Source organism: Streptomyces sp. NPDC037271, assembly GCF_055603605.1.
On the sequence record NZ_JBVJVN010000001.1, the window covers coordinates 1 to 16,230 of the forward strand.

The following is a 16,230-nucleotide window of genomic DNA, read 5'->3' on the forward strand; positions in this document are numbered from 1 at the left end:
ACCGGCCTCGACCCCCGCTCCCGCCACAACATGTGGCAGATCATCCGCGAACTCGTCACCGACGGCGTCACCGTCTTCCTCACCACCCAGTACCTGGAGGAGGCCGACGAACTCGCCGACCGCATCGCCGTACTGAACAACGGCACGATCGCCGCCGAGGGAAGCGCCGAAGACCTCAAGCGGCTCATCCCCGGCGGACACGTCAGGCTCCGCTTCACCCACCCGGCCGCGTACCGGTCCGCCGCCACCGCCCTGCACCAAGCCACCCGCGACGACGAAGCGCTGGCCCTGCAGATCCCCTCGGACGGCACCCAGCGCGAACTGCGCTCCCTCCTCGACCGGCTCGACACCGCCGGCATCGAAGCCGACGAACTGACCGTCCACACCCCCGACCTCGACGACGTCTTCTTCGCCCTGACCGGCAGCACCGACGCACAGCCCACCCAGCCCAGCCAGCCCGAGGAGGCTGTCCGATGAGCACCCCCCTGGCCCCCACCCCCCTGGCCCCCACCCGCCCGGCCCGGATCTCCCTCGCCCTGCGCGACTCGTCCACGATGCTGCGCCGCAACCTGCTGCACGCGCGCCGCTACCCGTCCCTCACCCTGAACCTGCTGCTCACGCCGGTCGTTCTGCTGCTGCTCTTCGTCTACATCTTCGGCGACGCGATGAGCGCCGGCATCGGGGACGGTGGCGCGGACCGTTCCGCGTACATCGCCTACCTCGTGCCGGGCCTGTTACTGATGACCATCGGCAGCACCACGATCGGCACCGCGGTGTCCGTCTCCATGGACATGACCGAGGGCATCATCGCCCGCTTCCGCACCATGGCCATCCACCGGCCCTCCGTGCTGATCGGGCACGTCATCGGCAGCGTGGTGCAGTCGGTCCTGAGCGTGGTCCTCGTCGGCGCCGTCGCCGTGGCCATCGGCTTCCGGTCCACGGACGCCACGGCCCTGGAGTGGGCCGCGGCACTCGGACTGCTGGTGCTCTTCACTCTCGCGCTCACCTGGATCGCGGTCGGCATGGGTCTGGTCAGCCCGAACGCCGAGGCGGCGAGCAACAACGCGATGCCGCTGATCTTCCTCCCGTTCATCTCCAGCGCCTTCGTGCCGGTCGACGCGATGCCGGGCTGGTTCCAGCCGGTCGCCGAGTACCAGCCGTTCACCCCGGCCATCGAGACCCTGCGCGGCCTGCTGCTCGGTACCGGGATCGGCCACAACGGCTGGCTCGCGGTCGCCTGGTGCCTGGCTCTCACCGCGCTCGGCTACTTCTGGTCGAAGGCGTCCTTCGGCCGCGATCCGCGGTAGCCGGCGCGGACGCGGCCTCTGACCGTCGGTGGTGCCACCACAGTCACCGGTGCTGCCAATTTGATTCACAGTGGTGCCATGGATGTGTCATCATGGCACCACTGTATGGCGCGCTTCTCGGCCGCGGAGCCGAGGAGCGCGCGTTTCACGGAGCGGGCCGGACGAAAAAAAGGGGGCGGATCATGGACACAGCACAGAACCGGCAGCAGGCGGCACCCGGCGCCTTCACCGCCTTCGCTCGCTTCGTGCTCTGCGGCGGCGGGGTGGGGCTGGTTTCCAGCTTCGCCGTGGCGGCCCTCGCCTCCTGGCTCCCCTGGGCCCTGGCCAACGCCCTGATCACCGCGGTTTCCACGCTGCTCGCCACCGAGCTGCACGCCCGGTTCACCTTCGGGGCGGGCAGGCACGCGACCTGGCGCCAGCACGCGCAGTCGGCCGGATCCGCGGCGGCCGCGTACGCGGTGACCTGCGCGGCGATGTTCGCCCTGCACCAACTGGTGGCAACGGCCGGTGCGGTGCTCGAGCAGGCCGTCTACCTGTCCGCGTCCGCACTCGCCGGTGTCGCGCGGTTCGCGGTCCTGCGTCTCGTCGTCTTCGCGCGCAACCGCTCGCGGACCGTGGCCGACACGGGTGGCACGGCCACCGAGGCGGCCACCGAGCCCGCAAGCCGATCAGGGCTGAGCGCCCGTACAGGCTGCACCCGGCGACCGTACCGCTGGCCGGCGGTGTCCGCCTCGGCGTACTGACCGTCACCGCGGCTTACCGGCGCAGCGCGCCCGGGCAGCGGGCGTTGGTCATCTCGGCGGCGAACGCGACACGTACGAACACGGGCATCGCGCTGCGGGGCGTGGGAGCACCGAATGATTCAAGAATTCTTGAATTCAAGATTATGTGTACTGTTGGAGGGTGCTGACCTTCGCGACCGACCTCGACGCCCTGACCCGCTTCGGCAGGGCACTGGCCGACCCGATCCGCTGCCGCCTGCTGCTCGCGCTGCGCGAGGCGCCGGCCTACCCCTCCGACCTCGCCGAGGCCCTCGGCATCTCCCGCACCCGGCTGTCCAATCAGTTGGCCTGTCTGCGCGACTGCGGTCTGGTCGTCGCCGTCCCCGAAGGCCGCCGCAGCCGCTACGAACTCGCCGACCCGCGCCTCGGCCACGCGCTGGACGACCTGCGCACCGCCGTGCTCGCCGTGGAGAGCGACCGCACCTGCCCGGACGCCGACGACGAGGGCTGCTGCTGATGGCCGCGGTATCGCTCGGCCCCTCCCCGGTCCGCCGCGAGGCCCTCGCCAGGCGCATACGCCTGCTGGTCGCCGCCACGATCACCTACAACGCCGTCGAGGCGGTCGTCGCCATCACCGCCGGCGCCCTCGCCTCCTCCACGGCCCTGATCGGCTTCGGCCTCGACTCCGTCATCGAGGTCTCCTCCGCCGCCGCGGTCGCCTGGCAGTTCTCCGCCCGCGACCACGCCGTCCGCGAGGCCCGCGAGCAACGCACCCTGCGGATCATCGCCGTCTCCTTCTTCGCGCTCGCCGCCTACGTCACCGTCGACGCCGTCCGCGCCCTGACCGGAACCGGCGAGGCCGAACGCTCCGTCCCCGGCATCGTCATCGCCGCCCTCTCCCTCGCGATCATGCCGTTCCTGTCCGCCGCCCAGCGCAAGGCCGGCCGCGAACTCGGGTCCGCCTCCGCGGTCGCCGACTCCAAACAGACGCTCCTGTGCACGTACCTGTCGGCCGTCCTCCTGGCCGGCCTGGTCCTCAACGCCACCCTCGACTGGACCTGGGCCGACCCGATCGCCGCGCTCGTCATCGCCGCCCTCGCCCTCAAGGAAGGCCACGACGCCTGGCAGGGCAAGGGATGCTGCGCACCCTCTGCGACCCTGGCGGCCTCGGCCGCCGACGCCGGGGCGGGCGGCTGCGGCTGCCGCGCCGACTGCGACTGCTGCGACTGACCGCCCACGGCCGGCGAGTGGTGGGACATGCCGGGACCGTTCCGCGCCGGCATCGTCAGTGCGGAACGGTCCCGTCTCTGCTGCCAGGGCGCACCCGCCGCCCATGGACCGGGCGTTGACGTCGACGGACGGATGCGCTGTTCGCGACCCCAGGTACGCCGCCCACGCGGACCTGCACGGGCACTGCCGCTTCTGCGCCGAGCGTGCCGGCGGTGCGACGGTCCGGGTCAGTGGTACGCGTGGACGACGGCGTGGCCCTTGCCGCGGCCGATCATCCACTTGTTGACCGGCGTGGTGATCACGAACGCCACGGCGAAGCCGCCGAGCAGGGCGTACCAGAACAGTCCGTCCGAGAGGTGAGCGTCCATCGCTCCCGGCGTCAGCGCGATGATGCCGTTGTCGACCAGCTCCATCACGGCGATGGAGACGGTGTCGGCGGCCAGCGCGACCTTGATCGCGGCCTTCAGGGACACCCCGGCGCGCACCACCGCGAAGAGGGTGAAGGAGTAGCCGAAGACGAAGGCCAGGGTGATGGCCAGGGCCATCGTCGGCACGTTGCCCCACGTCAGGGCGGTGCCGATGACCATGCCGAGGATCTCACCGATGGCGCACCCGGTGAGGCAGTGCAGCGTCGCCTTCATCGCGGTCGCCCAGGTCGCGCCGTGCGCGTGATCTCCGCCATGCCCGCCGTGGCCGCCCGTACGGGTGCCGTGGCCGTGCGCGGTGCCGGACTGGTGCGTGCCGTGGTCCATGACCGTCATCTCCCTTCGGCGTTCCACAGGGACCCTGGAGGTCTCACCACCAAAACTGTACCCCCCAGGGGTATATTCCCAGGTTTGGTACGGCCCTGCGCCGGGCGGTAAAGGAGCAGCCAGTGCCCGGCGCCGGCAGACAGGAGAGTGACGCGGAGGAGAGACGACGGGCCCGGGCACGCGCGGGGCGGGCGTCGGTGGTGCCCGCCCCGCGCTGACGTGATGCGGTCAGCTCTTGCCGAGCAGCATGCTCATCTGCTCGATCTCCGCGCTCTGCGAGGCGATGATCTCTCCGGCCATCTTCGTGGCCGGCCCGTAGACGCCGTCGGACTGCTCGGTCTCCGCCATCTCGACCGCGCCCTCGTGGTGCTTGATCATCAACTCCATGAAGGCGGTGTCGAACGCCTTGCCCGAGGCATTCCCGAGCTCGGTCATCTCCTCGGCCGACATCATGCCGCCCATGCCGTGCGTGGAGTGGTCCATGGCGCCCTCGGCGGGCACTTCCTCGTCCCAGGAGGTCAGCCAGCCGGAGAGCGTCTTGATCTCCGGGTCCTGGGCCTTCCTGATGTCTGCGGCGAGCTTCTTCACCTCGGCCGACTGCGCACGGTCGGGCGCGAGGTCAGCCATCTCGATGGCCTGGCGGTGGTGGGGGATCATCCCCTTCGCGAAGGCGACGTCGGCAGCGTTGTGCTGTTCCTGCGATGCCGAGGCCGGGGCCGATGCCGACGCCGGGGCGGACGAGGGAGCGGTGGCATTGTGGCCGTCGTGTCCGGCCGAGCTGTCGCCGTCGCCGTTTCCGCCGCAGGCGGCCAGGACGAGCGCTGCCGCACTCGCGGCAGCAACGGCGGCGGTACGGCGGATGAGGGAACGCTTGCGGATCATGGTGGTGCAACTCCTTGACGCGCCGTCACGGCGCGCGGTGGAAGGGATGTCAGGGCGTGCGGAAGCACGGCACCGTCACCGGGAAGCACCGGCTACAGGGGTGCCGAGCGGGCCGCTCTATATCCGCAGGAGTTGCAGTTCGGAAAGATCGGGCGGGGCCCGGCCGTCGTGCGGCGACCCCGACAACCCGGCAGCGGGCGCAGGGGCGGGTGGCGGGTCCAGCAAGGCGCCGGTCAACGCGGGCGGCGTGTACGCCGAACCGGTACCGGCAGCCGCACACGTCCCATCTGCGTGATCGAGGTGGCTCGATCCGCCATCCGTGTGCGTACAACCCCCGCCCGCATGCGGAACACCGTCCGCCGCGTCCCTCACCATGGCGTGATCTGCGCCCTTCTGCGCAGCCGGCGTCGCCCCGGGGGCCAGGCCGTGCATGCCCAGCACGCCGGCCAGCACCGCCATCACCAGCAGCACGAACAGCCGCCCGGCCGGGCGGCTGCTTGCTCGGGTGCTCCTGGTCACGCACCCATCGTACGAGCGGGCCGCGGGCACGCCTCTCGCCGGTCAGCCGTCCCGCCTGCCGGCCTGGGCACACCGTTTACCGGGTTCATATGCCCTGGCTTGTACCCTCGGTGACTGGTCGGAGCGCCTGTCCGGTGTGGTTCACCCGGGGTCACCGGCCATCCCGCCGGGGGCCGCCCGGGGTCTGATGCGAGCCGGTGTCGATCAGGATCTGCTGGGCCTGCCCGGGGTTGCCGGTACGGACCGCGGCGGTCATCGCGGCCCGCGCCGTCTCGCGGGGGGTGTCCGGGGGGACCACCAGCAGGGAAAAGTGATCGTTGTGCCCTCGGGTCACGAGCACGGTGCCGTCTCCCACGGTGAAGGCGTCGATGTGCACCACACGGTCGTCGACGGTCAGGCGCGTCGGCAGCTCGTCCCAGGCCGCGGAGTCCAGGCCGATTCGTGTGATCGGGCCGAGGCGTTCGGTCAGCGCGCTGACCAGGCCGGGCAGTTCGGCGGTGAGAGTCCTGGAACGGGGCCACCACGCACCGTCCAGGATGCCGGCGCGTTCGTGCGTGGTGGTGAGCCGCAGGAGCGCCGTTCCAGGACGCATGGACTCGTGGGCACCGTCTGCCAGGAGACCTGTCGGAGGCGGGGAATCGAGATCGGGCATCCTGCTCACCTGCCTGTTCGGGGCACCCCTCGTGTCCACGCTACTCCCGGCGTGCCGGGCGCATCGCCGAGCGCGGCGGTCGTGACCGGTCCGGCCGCCTCCTCGGCTGTGCCGGGCGGCCCGGCCCACAGGTCCCAGGGGCTGTGGGCCGGGGGGCGAGCGGGACGACTGTGTCCGGGGTGTGCACGGCGGTCTCCGCCCCAGCCGTACGACACCGTTGGCGACGGACACCCGGCCGGGTGCCGCGGACCGGGCCACTCCGTTCGAGCGGCGAGGTCCCGGGAGTACGGTTGAGGACACCGAGGGCACCTCGCGCACCGGTTCCGACACCGGCGCCGCTCTCGGCGACCGACGACACCGGGCCGGATCCGCCCGGGGCAGGGCTCGTCTCATGATTTCGAACGCCCCGGTTCCGCCGACGACCACACAGCTCCTCGGGCGCCCCGCCGCCCCGGACCGACGCCGACGCGTTGCGGAGACCCCTGGCGCGTCACGGCCGGAACGAGGCTCCTCGCCCCGCGAGGGGCAACGCCTGCGTCCGCTGTCCCGGCGTCAGGTCGAGGACCATTTGCAAGAGCTGGGCGACCTGTACGCGGAGACGTCCGGCGGCGGCCCCTGGGCGTGGAACCAGGCCCGCGGCGCCTTCCTGCGGCGGCTGACGACCGACGTACGGCGACCGGGATTCGAGTTGCTGATCGCGGAGAGCACCGGAATGACCGGGTGCGCCTACGGTTTCCCCGTGCGGGGCGACGGTCCCTGGTGGGACGGCTTCGACGGGTACCTGCCGGGGAGACTCCTCCGGCTCGCCGCCGCCGGGCGCCTCTTCGTGATCTCCGGGATCCACGTTCCGCCCCGCGTACGCAGGCAGAACCCGGACCGTGCCTGGAACCTCGCCCGGCGGCTGCAGAAGCGGCTGCTCACCGACCAGGGCGTCGCGGTAGCCGTCACGCTGGTGGAGCGCTCCGACCCCAGGACCGTCGAGGCGCTGCGGTCCTGGGGGTGGCGGTACGTGGAGGGTGACACACCTCGTACGGCGCCGCTCGGCCCGTTCCGTGTCCTGGTCCTCGAGACCTGAGCATCCGAGCACCACGTCCCGTGTCGTGGCGGTGGCCTCAAGACCGGGGCAGCCGCAGGGCGAGCAGGGCCACGTCGTCGGTGCTGCCGGGCGGTGTGCGGGAGAGCAGCTCGTCGCAGAACGTGTCCAGGGGTTCGTCGGCCAGCGCGAGGGCATGACGGCGCAGTCGGCCGAGTCCGGTGTCCAGGTCACTGCCGGGGACTTCGACCAGGCCGTCGGTGTAGAGCAGGAGAGTGGAGCGGGGTGGCAGGGGCTCGGTTCCGTCGGGCCTGGGCTCCCCGGTCTCCAGGTCGGCGCCGAGGAGGAGCCCCTGTCCGGCTTCCAGATAGCGCGCCTGCCCGTCCTGGGTCACCAGCAGGGGCGGCGGATGACCGGCGCTGGACCACCGCAGGGTCCATGGACCGGTGTCCGGGCCTTCGACGCGGGCCAGGACGAGGGTGGCCATGGTGACGGTGGTGATGGCGGGCATGGCGATGCCGAGCCGGTCGACGACGGCGCCGGGAGAACCGGCGTGGTCCCACGCCAGCGAACGCAGGATGCCGTGCAGCTGGGCCATGCCGGCGGCGGCGGTCAGATCGTGCCCCACGACATCGCCGATGACCAGGGCCATCGCGCCGTCCTGTTGCTCGAAGGCGTCGTACCAGTCGCCCCCGACCTGGGAACCCGCCGGGGCCGGCTGATAGCGCGCGGCCAGCCGCAGCCGGCCGTGCCGGGGCAGCGGAGCGAGCAGGTTGCGCTGCATGGCCTCGGCGACCGCGCGCTGACGGCCGAAGCGGCGGGCGTTGTCGATGACCAGCCCCACCCGTTGGCCGATGTCGCCCACGATCCTCAGATCAGCGTCGTCGAACGGGTGGTCGGGACTGAGGCGCGCCAGCGTCAGGGCGCCGGCGACCCGGCGGGAGGTTCCCAGCGGTACGGAGATGGCGGACGTCGCTCGAACCGCCCGCAGGAAGCCGTTGTGGACCGCGGCCAGTGGAGAGGCGGGCGGAGCACTCGCCTCTGACGGGCTCTGCAGTACGGGCTCGCCCCCGCGCAGCACGTGGACCAGCGGAGAGGAGGCGGCCTCACCGGCCGGGGGGAGACGCCCGCGCCAGTCCTCCTGGCCGGTGTCCCGCCCCTCCGGGCCGGTCACCGCGACCCGGTGGACCTGATCGGCGCCGACCAGGAGATCAACCGCGGCCCAGTCGGCGAGCCGGGGTACCAGGAGCCGGTTGAGCCGGGTGAGGGCCTCGTCGGTCTCCAGGGTCTGGCCGAGAACATCGGTGATCTCCGCCACCAGGGTCAGTCGTCCGGTGAGGTCCTCCAGGGCGCTCGTGTAGGCGACACGCTCCTGATGCGCGGTGCGGTCACTGGTGGTGTCGGTGAGCAGTACGGTCATGCCCCGGACCGGTCCTCCGGACGGCAGGGGAGAAGCGGACCAGGACAGCGAGAGCCGGCGGCCGTCGCCCCGCAGGCAGGTCTCGCTCTCCCCGCTCGCCGCGGTTCCCTCGGCCAGTGTCCGCAACAGTGCGCAGCTCTCACGCGGGATCGTGCCGCCGTCCGCATCCCGGTGCAGCAGGTCGTGGATGTCCCTGCCGCGCATCGTCGCCGCGGTACGGCCCAGCAGCCGCTCGGCGGCCGGATTGACCATGAGGATCCGTCCGGTCGGGTCCGCCATGGTCACGGCGACTTCCAGTTGCTCGACGACCTGCTGCCAGAAACCCGGCCCGTCCCCCGCTCCGCGACTCACACCGTCCGTCATGCTGCCCCTCCAACCCGTGACACGGTCGCGAGCGGGATCGCGGGCGCGCCGTCGAACCCGGAAAACACCAGTACACCGATGGTCTCCCGCCGAGACGCGGGCCGCATCGTCGGCACGTGGAGCGGCGCGCGGGACGGCGCCGGCCCGAGGCGGTGGGACGGCGCCTCGGGCCGTGGCCCGGCGGGCGGCCTTCGGGCCCTGTTCGCCGCACTGGGATGCTCATGAGTGTGTCGGTTCGCCACAGGGCACAGCGTTCACGGCCCGGCGAGGAGGTGCAGGCGACCGACTGCCGGCCGTGCACCGCTTCCGCCACGTCTCCGGTTCGGATGCCTCCGGCTCCTCCGGACGTCGTCCCCGCACCCAGCCGGCCACTCCCGTTCTTCAGGGGCCGAAGGCTCTGAGTGTCGCGTCCACGAGCGAATCCGCGTACGCGGTCGTCAGCGGACCGCTACGGTGCAGCCACCTCAGGAAGAGCGGCGCGTAAAGCATTTCGAGCACCAGGTCGAGGTCGGCGTCAGGGGCGAGCTGGCTCGCCTTCTGGGCGCTGCGCAGGCGTGCCTTCTTCGCCTCGTCCAGCGGCCCGGCCAGCTTCGCGCGGTACTCGGCTGCCAGCGCGGCGTCATTGGCGATTTCGGTGTTCAGGGCGCGGATCAGCTTGTCGAAGGAGGGGTCGGCGAACTCCTCGACCGTGGCGCGCATGACGAGCCCCAGGTCGGCTCGGAGGTCACCGGTGTCCGGCAGCGTGACCGACTGCCCGTCCGCATCCTCGCTCAGAGCCAGAAGGGCGGCGACGACGACCGCGCTTTTCGACGGCCACCGCCGATAGATCGTCTGCTTGCCGACGCCGGCGCGCGCGGCGATGGCTTCGAGCGTGACCTTCTCGTACGGCTCTTCGGTGACCAGGGCGCGGGCAGCCGCGAGGATCGCCTGCCGGGACCGCTCCTTGCGCCGGGAATGGTCGGGCCCTCTCTCCGTGGACATGCGGCCAGCCTACCCAGGAAAGGAAACGAGACGAACCGTATTGCTGTGATTGCTCTCATGCTCTACGGTCATAGCGAACCGAGACGGCTCGTTTACTTACTTGAGGTGACGCATCATGACGGGCACAAGGGTCTGGCTCATCACCGGCGCATCCCGTGGCCTGGGGCGCGCTTTCACCGTGGCCGCCCTGGCAGGTGGCGACCGCGTGGTGGCTGCCGCCCGTGACATCGGGCCCCTGGAGGAACTGGCCGAGGAGTACCCCGACCACCTGGTCCCGCTGCCCTTGGACGTGGCCGACCGCAGGGTGGTGTTCGACGCGGTGGAGCACGCGGCGGCCGCCTTCGGCAGGCTGGACGTCGTTGTCAACAACGCGGGAGCGATGCTCTACGGCATGGTGGAGGAGGCCACGGAGGAGCAGATCCGGGCCCATATGGATGTGAACTTCTTCGGCGCCGTGTGGGTGGCTCAGGCGGTCCTTCCGCACCTGCGTGCCCAGGGCGGCGGGCGGCTTCTTCAGGTCACCTCGATGGGCAGCGGCGGCGGCATGGCCACGGTCGGCTACTACGGCGCGGGCAAGGCGGCACTGGACTCGGTGAGCGAGGCACTCGCGATGGAGGTCGAAGGGTTCGGCATCAAGGTCACCATCGTGCAGATGGGCGGCTACAACACCGGCCTGTTCACCGCCGGCACCACGAACACCGAACCCCTGCCCCCTTACCAGCGGCTGCGCACCGAGATGGAGGCGATGTGGGGCGACGCCGTCGCCCCCGAGCCGGACACCGCCGCCCCGGTCATCATGCAGCTGGCGGCACTGCCGAACCCGCCCCGACGGCTGATAGTGGGCAGCCAGTCCTTCGACCATGTCCTGGAGATGGACCGGGCCCGAACGGATCTGTACCGGTCCTGGGAGGATCTCAGCCGCGTCGCTCCAGGCTGACCGGGCCTGCCCTGCGGCGGGCGGTGACTCCCACACCTCGTGGAACGCGACCTCCGGTCGGTCGACTGGGTGGCGGAGGCGCCGGTCATCATGGACCGGCGCCCGTCCAGACCCGCTTCGGCGAACGGGATGGGGGAGTGGGGAGAGAGCGTCGGGGCGCTCTCCGAGTACCTCGGCCACTCGGATCCCGGCTTCACGCTCCGGACGTACACGCACCTGCTGCCGTCCAGTGAGACCCGCACCCGCAAGGCGATCGACCACGCCTGCACAGAGGCGGAGGGCAACGGCGACCCGCCCGCCGCCGCTGTGTGGGAAGCGGTTCGGGCGACCGCTCCGACTCGCCCCCACCCCGGCGTCCCGCGGCGCCCGCCGGGCAACGCTGTGCGAGGTGTCCCCCTGAGCCTTTTCGACCGGCTCCGTGACCTCGCACCGGCCGGTGGCTCCGCCGCCCGCCGCGTCGCGTTCACGGCCTTCGCTGCCGCAGGAGCTGCGGCCGCCGTATCCCGCGTGGTTCGTGCCACCCGCCGTCCGAAGGGCCGCTGACGCCGTTCATGCGGCTGCGGCTGCGGCTGCGGCTGCGGCTGCGGCTGCGGCTGCGGCTGCGGCTGATGGCGGGCGCTTCCTGTCGTCTGCCGGTCGTCGGCACCGCCGCCGGAGCGACCGCCTCACTTGTCGCGATCGTCGGCGGTTCGTCCGTGGCGGGAACCGGTGTACGCGGCGTCGCGGAGGCGTCGCAGCCGTTCGGTGGGGTGCAGGCGGGGCAGGTTGTGCGCGTAGGGGTCGTAGGACACGGTGCGGGAGGCCGGAGCGGGGCGCACCGCCTCCAGGCTCAGGGTGGCGAAGGTGCGCCAGGGCTCGTCTGGTGCCGCCGCCCGCAGGGCGAACCGGACGGGCCGGCGGGCGAGTTCCTGCCACAGAGTCGGCCGCACGTCCTCTCGGCGTGCGTCGGGCTCGTGCACCGGGAAGGCCGCCAGCACCCGCTCGCGATCACCCACCCGGTACGACAACAGGGTCGAGTACGGCCCCTTCAGGGCGTCGGACCGGGGGAGAGGCAGGTGGCGGCCGAACCGGCCGGGGCGGCTGGACGTGAACAGCAGGTCGAGCGCGCTGCCCGGACCGTCGGCGCCCTCGACGCGCACAGCCAGTCCCAGACCGTCCGGCAGCCCTCGGGGGAGGCCCAGCGCCCGCGACCAGCGCACCGTTACCGGGTAGGAGCCGGACCCGTCCAGCCACGGGACCCCCCACCGGGCCCCCGCGCCGGCGGTGACGGTCAGCGTCCCCGTGCACAGCACCCCGTGGGGGTGCAGGGCCGGCGCCGACCGCCACCGGGCCAGGCGCCGGGCGAGTCCGTGGGCGACCCTACTGGTGATCACGCGGTCCTTCAGGGCTGGGGCGGATGACGGCGCGTACGCAGCCGTCGGTCTTCTCCTTGAACATGTCGTACGCCGTGGGCGCCTGGTCGAGCGAGACGGTGTGGGTCGCGAGGTGGGCCGTCTCGATCTCGCCGGCGGCCATCCGCTCGAGCAGCATCGGGATGTAGCGCTGGCCGTGCATCTGGGCGCCGCGCACGGTGAGCCCTTTGTTGATCACGGCACCGAGCGGGAACTTGTCGACGGCACCCGCGAAGACCCCCAGGACGAAGACGGTGCCGGCCTTGCGGCACGCGTGGATGGCCTGGCGTACGGCGGTGGGCCGGTCGGTCTGGAGGCGCAGTTGCTGCTTGGCCTGGTCGTACAGGTGCATCGGCCCGTCGCTGTGCGCCTCCATGCCCACGGCCTCGATGCACACGTCCGGGCCGCGTCCGCCGGTGCGCTCGCGCAGTTCCGCGGCGACGTCCGTGGCGGTGTAGTCGATGGTCTCCGCGCCGGCGTACCGCTCGGCCATCGCCAGCCGCTCGGGGATGCGGTCGATGGAGATGACCCGCTCCGCGCCCTTGAGGACGGCCGCCCGGGCGGCCATCTGCCCCACCGCGCCACAGCCCCACACCGCGACCACGTCACCGGGCTTCACCCCGGCCAGGTCGGCGCCCATCCACCCGGTGGGCACGGAGTCGGAGACGAACAGGGCGCTGGTGTCGTCGATGCCCTCGGGGACCTTGAAGGCGCCGTAGTCGGCGAAGGGCACGCGGACGTACTCGGCGTGGCTGCCGCGCAGGCCGCCCATGGCGTGCGAGTAGCCGAAGATCCCGGCGGTCTCGTAGCCGAAGAGGGCCTGGCCGATGCCCGGGTTGGTGTTGGTGTTGTCGCACAGGGACCACAGGTCGTTGGCGCAGTACCAGCAGCGCCCGCAGCCGACGAAGGAGCAGACGACGACCCGGTCGCCGACCTTGTGCCTGCGCACGGCGGAGCCGGTCTCGACGACCTCGCCGACGAACTCGTGGCCGATCACGTCACCGGCGCGCATCGCCGGGATGTAGCCGCCGATGAGGTGCAGGTCGGAGCCGCAGGTGGTGCCCGCGATCAGCCGCACGATGACGTCCTGGTCGTTGCGCAGCTCCGGATCGGGGACCTGCTCGACGGACAGCTTGTTCACGCCTTCCCAGCACAGCGCCTTCACAGCACTCCCTCCCCACCGGAGCGACGGGTGAACAGTTCGACCAGCTTTCCGCCCGGCGTGGAGCGGGTCGTGGGCGGCGCGTCGGGCCGCAGTACCTCGCCCGCCTCCAGCAAAGACTTCGCGTCCCGCAACGCGCGCCGCAGCTCCTGCCTGGGGTCCTGCCCGGCCAGCCGCGCGGGCGCGGACGTGGACGCGGCGGGCACGGGCTCCTTGAAGCGCGCGGCCAGTTCCGTGCCGCGGTCGCCCGGCGCCGGCCGGATCCGCACATCGATCCGTTCCGCCAGCTCGTCCAGGGGCGGCGGCAGCTTCCCCTCCGACCCCACGTCCGTGGGCGGCCGGTTGACCGTCACGGTGAGCCAGCGGTCGCCCGCCCGCTCGTCGGCCCGGTGCGCCGGCCGGGACCGCCGTACGGCCGCCGCCCCGACGGCCGCGACCGGAACCGCCCACCACAGCTTCCTCATCGAACGCCCTCCGCTTCCGGTGTCCCGGCGGCCACCGTCCGGCGCCGGGTTTCCGTGGCCCCGCGGACGAAACGGCCACGGTCACCGCGGCCGGTGCCCGGCGCTCCCCCGTCGTCACCCGTCCGACTGGAACATGGGGCCCGTTCGGCCCGCGATCGGCTGGATGCGGGCGCGGTCCCGTACCGGAGCGAACTACCTTCCACGAGGGCTGGACACACGCTGCCCGAGACACACGGCCGGAGGGGCGGGACCGTCGCCGTCCAACGGCCGACCACCAGGCGCTCCGCCGAGTGAGGAACGTGATGGCGACCCATACCGAGCCGGTGGCTCCCGTCCCCGTGGCCGAACGCCGTGGCCGGGGCCACGTCGTGGTCACCTGGCTGACCACGACCGACCACAAGAAGATCGGCCACCTCTACCTGATCACGTCGTTCGCGTTCTTCCTGATCGGGGGAGCGCTGGCCATGGTGGTGCGGGCTGAGCTGGCGCGGCCCGGTCTCCAGATCGTGTCGGCGGAGCAGTACAACCAGTCCTTCACGATGCACGGCACGATCATGCTGCTGCTGTTCGCCACTCCGACGTTCGCCGGGTTCGCCAACGCGATCATGCCGCTGCAGATCGGGTCCCCGGACGTCGCGTTCCCGAGGCTGAACATGCTGTCGTACTGGCTGTTCGCCTTCGGCGGCCTGATCGTGCTCGGCAGTTTCCTCACCACGCAGGGCGCCGCGGACTTCGGCTGGACCGCCTATCCACCGCTCAGCGGCGGTGAGCGCACCCCGTACACCGGCGGTGACCTGTGGATCATGGGACTGGCGCTCTCCGGCTTCGGCACCATCCTCGGTGCGGTCAACTTCATCACCACGATCATCTGCATGCGGGCGCCCGGCGTGACCATGTTCCGCATGCCGATCTTCACGTGGAACGTGCTGCTGACCTCGGTGCTCGTCCTGCTGGCCTTCCCCGTGCTGGCCGCCGCCCTGCTGGTGCTGGAGGCGGACCGCCAGTTCGGTGCGCACGTCTTCGACCCGGAGAACGGCGGGGCGATCCTGTGGCAGCACCTCTTCTGGTTCTTCGGCCACCCCGAGGTCTACATCCTCGCCCTGCCCTTCTTCGGGGTGATCACCGAGATCATCCCCGTCTTCTCGCGGAAGCCGATCTTCGGCTACATGGGGCTGGTGGGTGCCACCATCGCCATCACCGGCCTGTCGGTGACGGTGTGGGCGCACCACATGTTCGCCACCGGCGCCGTGCTGCTGCCGTTCTTCTCGTTCATGAGCTTCCTCATCGCCGTGCCCACCGGGGTGAAGTTCTTCAACTGGATCGGCACCATGTGGCGGGGCTCGCTGTCCTTCGAACCGCCGATGCTGTGGGCGGCCGGCTTCCTGGTCACGTTCCTGTTCGGCGGACTGACGGGCGTGCTGCTGGCCTCGCCGCCGATCGACTTCCACGTCACCGACAGCTACTTCGTCGTGGCGCACTTCCACTACGTGCTCTTCGGCACGATCGTGTTCGCGATGTTCGCCGGCTTCAGCTTCTGGTGGCCGAAGATGACGGGCACCATGCTCGACACCCGCCTGGAGAAGGTGCACTTCTGGACGCTGTTCGTGGGCTTCCACACCACGTTCCTGGTCCAGCACTGGCTCGGCGCCGAGGGCATGCCCCGCCGCTACGCCGACTACCTGGCCGCCGACGGCTTCACCGCGCTCAACACCATCTCCTCCATCGGAGCCTTCCTCCTGGGCCTGTCCACGCTGCCCTTCCTCTACAACGTCTGGAAGACCGCCCAGCACGGCAAGCGGATCGAGGTCGACGACCCCTGGGGCTACGGACGCTCGCTGGAATGGGCGACCTCCTGCCCGCCGCCCCGCCACAACTTCGTCACCCTGCCCCGCGTCCGCTCCGAGTCCCCCGCCTTCGACCTGCACCACCCCGCGCTCGCCGGCCTCGACCAGGCGGAGAACACCGGACAACGCGACGCGCTCGACACGAGCGGCCACAAGGGCGACCGGAGATGACGGACGGGCACCTCCACGGTCCAGTCCCCGGTGCCGCCCCGGGCATCGCGGCGGAAGCGGAAGGCTTCCTCCTGGCCCGGGAACACCGGCAAGACGCACACCGGGAGGCGCAAGCGCTCTGCGACGCCCTCCCCTGGCTGACCACCGCGCAGGCGGAGGACCTCACCCGGCACTACGTCGCCCACCGTCTCCGCCTTTCCCGCGAGATGTTCGAGGCGACCCTGTGCCGTGCCGATGAGCTTGGCCGGGAGTACGAGGCCCGGTACCTGCGGCTGCGACGCGACCTGCTCAGACGCCACGGTGCCTGGGCATCGGCCCTGCTGGCCTGCGCGGCCGCCGTCAGCAGTGCGCTGTGCACGGTGGCCCGCTGAGCGGACCCGGCCGCCCCCCGCTGTGCGGA

17 protein-coding genes and 2 pseudogenes are annotated in these 16,230 nt (G+C 71.5%); 10 read left to right on the forward strand and 9 right to left on the reverse strand.

The genetic code is table 11. The features are described from left to right. The 5 genes and pseudogenes from ACZ7G3_RS00005 to ACZ7G3_RS00025 all read left to right on the forward strand — a co-directional run. Positions 1 to 477: pseudogene (locus ACZ7G3_RS00005) on the forward strand (ABC transporter); the annotation flags it as partial. Beyond that, positions 474 to 1,307 (forward strand): ABC transporter permease, encoded by an 834-nt coding sequence (locus tag ACZ7G3_RS00010; RefSeq protein ID WP_470922595.1) that lies wholly within the window; start codon positions 474 to 476, stop codon positions 1,305 to 1,307. The pseudogene ACZ7G3_RS00005 and the gene ACZ7G3_RS00010, both read left to right, overlap by 4 nt. Before the next feature lie 182 nt (positions 1,308 to 1,489). Next, positions 1,490 to 2,050: a GtrA domain-containing protein gene (locus tag ACZ7G3_RS00015; RefSeq protein ID WP_470922596.1), complete on the forward strand. Its 561-nt coding sequence runs from the start codon at positions 1,490 to 1,492 to the stop codon at positions 2,048 to 2,050. Positions 2,051 to 2,210: 160 nt separating this feature from the next. Further along, entirely contained in the window at positions 2,211 to 2,546 is a 336-nt protein-coding gene (locus ACZ7G3_RS00020) for an ArsR/SmtB family transcription factor (RefSeq protein ID WP_426522229.1), read from the forward strand. Continuing rightward, positions 2,546 to 3,259, forward strand: a complete 714-nt coding sequence (locus ACZ7G3_RS00025; protein ID WP_470922597.1) for a cation efflux transmembrane domain-containing protein — start codon at positions 2,546 to 2,548, stop codon at positions 3,257 to 3,259. Before ACZ7G3_RS00020 ends, ACZ7G3_RS00025 begins: the two co-directional genes overlap by 1 nt. Before the next feature lie 227 nt (positions 3,260 to 3,486). On the opposite strand, the gene ACZ7G3_RS00030 is transcribed toward ACZ7G3_RS00025, so the two are convergent. From ACZ7G3_RS00030 to ACZ7G3_RS00045, 4 genes are all read right to left on the reverse strand, one after another. Further along, a complete protein-coding gene (locus ACZ7G3_RS00030) occupies positions 3,487 to 4,011 on the reverse strand; it encodes a DUF4396 domain-containing protein (RefSeq protein ID WP_426522231.1) in 525 nt (174 codons plus the stop codon). A gap of 228 nt (positions 4,012 to 4,239) precedes the next feature. Then, positions 4,240 to 4,893 carry a DUF305 domain-containing protein gene (locus tag ACZ7G3_RS00035; RefSeq protein ID WP_426556346.1) on the reverse strand — a complete coding sequence of 218 codons (654 nt, stop codon included), beginning with the start codon at positions 4,891 to 4,893 and terminating at the stop codon, positions 4,240 to 4,242. Positions 4,894 to 5,010: 117 nt separating this feature from the next. After that, positions 5,011 to 5,412: a DUF6153 family protein gene (locus ACZ7G3_RS00040; protein WP_470922598.1), complete on the reverse strand. Its 402-nt coding sequence runs from the start codon at positions 5,410 to 5,412 to the stop codon at positions 5,011 to 5,013. 151 nt (positions 5,413 to 5,563) lie between these two features. Then, a complete protein-coding gene (locus tag ACZ7G3_RS00045; RefSeq protein WP_470922599.1) occupies positions 5,564 to 6,064 on the reverse strand; it encodes a DUF5994 family protein in 501 nt (166 codons plus the stop codon). A gap of 568 nt (positions 6,065 to 6,632) precedes the next feature. Between ACZ7G3_RS00045 and ACZ7G3_RS00050 the strand changes: the two genes are divergently transcribed. Continuing rightward, positions 6,633 to 7,139 carry a hypothetical protein gene (locus ACZ7G3_RS00050; protein ID WP_470922600.1) on the forward strand — a complete coding sequence of 169 codons (507 nt, stop codon included), beginning with the start codon at positions 6,633 to 6,635 and terminating at the stop codon, positions 7,137 to 7,139. 37 nt (positions 7,140 to 7,176) lie between these two features. Here ACZ7G3_RS00050 and ACZ7G3_RS00055 read toward each other — a convergent pair whose 3' ends face one another. Both ACZ7G3_RS00055 and ACZ7G3_RS00060 read right to left on the reverse strand, forming a co-directional pair. Beyond that, complete coding sequence (locus ACZ7G3_RS00055; protein WP_470922601.1) at positions 7,177 to 8,880, reverse strand: SpoIIE family protein phosphatase; 1,704 nt, start codon at positions 8,878 to 8,880, stop codon at positions 7,177 to 7,179. A gap of 381 nt (positions 8,881 to 9,261) precedes the next feature. After that, the gene (locus tag ACZ7G3_RS00060) at positions 9,262 to 9,861 is read right to left on the reverse strand and encodes a TetR/AcrR family transcriptional regulator (RefSeq protein WP_470922602.1); all 600 of its coding nucleotides are present in this window, start codon (positions 9,859 to 9,861) and stop codon (positions 9,262 to 9,264) included. A 115-nt stretch (positions 9,862 to 9,976) separates the two neighbouring features. Here ACZ7G3_RS00060 and ACZ7G3_RS00065 point away from each other — a divergent pair, with 115 nt between their 5' ends. Continuing rightward, positions 9,977 to 10,798 carry an SDR family NAD(P)-dependent oxidoreductase gene (locus tag ACZ7G3_RS00065; RefSeq protein WP_426522235.1) on the forward strand — a complete coding sequence of 274 codons (822 nt, stop codon included), beginning with the start codon at positions 9,977 to 9,979 and terminating at the stop codon, positions 10,796 to 10,798. 108 nt (positions 10,799 to 10,906) lie between these two features. Further along, positions 10,907 to 11,104: pseudogene (locus ACZ7G3_RS00070) on the forward strand (site-specific integrase); the annotation flags it as partial. A gap of 359 nt (positions 11,105 to 11,463) precedes the next feature. Here ACZ7G3_RS00070 and ACZ7G3_RS00075 read toward each other — a convergent pair. Genes ACZ7G3_RS00075 through ACZ7G3_RS00085 form a run of 3 tightly spaced genes read right to left on the reverse strand, consistent with a single transcriptional unit; the run spans position 11,464 to position 13,815 of the window. Beyond that, entirely contained in the window at positions 11,464 to 12,171 is a 708-nt protein-coding gene (locus ACZ7G3_RS00075; RefSeq protein ID WP_426556341.1) for a phosphodiesterase, read from the reverse strand. Then, the gene (locus ACZ7G3_RS00080) at positions 12,158 to 13,354 is read right to left on the reverse strand and encodes a zinc-dependent alcohol dehydrogenase (protein ID WP_470922603.1); all 1,197 of its coding nucleotides are present in this window, start codon (positions 13,352 to 13,354) and stop codon (positions 12,158 to 12,160) included. The genes ACZ7G3_RS00075 and ACZ7G3_RS00080 overlap by 14 nt, the downstream gene beginning before the upstream one ends. Next, a complete protein-coding gene (locus ACZ7G3_RS00085; RefSeq protein ID WP_470922604.1) occupies positions 13,351 to 13,815 on the reverse strand; it encodes a hypothetical protein in 465 nt (154 codons plus the stop codon). Before ACZ7G3_RS00085 ends, ACZ7G3_RS00080 begins: the two co-directional genes overlap by 4 nt. 302 nt (positions 13,816 to 14,117) lie before the next feature. Between ACZ7G3_RS00085 and ctaD the strand changes: the two genes are divergently transcribed. After that, positions 14,118 to 15,830 (forward strand): aa3-type cytochrome oxidase subunit I, encoded by a 1,713-nt coding sequence (ctaD, locus tag ACZ7G3_RS00090; RefSeq protein ID WP_470922605.1) that lies wholly within the window; start codon positions 14,118 to 14,120, stop codon positions 15,828 to 15,830. After that, positions 15,827 to 16,201, forward strand: coding sequence for a hypothetical protein (locus ACZ7G3_RS00095; RefSeq protein ID WP_470922606.1), 375 nt, complete (start codon positions 15,827 to 15,829; stop codon positions 16,199 to 16,201). Before ctaD ends, ACZ7G3_RS00095 begins: the two co-directional genes overlap by 4 nt. The last annotated feature ends 29 nt before the right edge of the window (positions 16,202 to 16,230 follow it).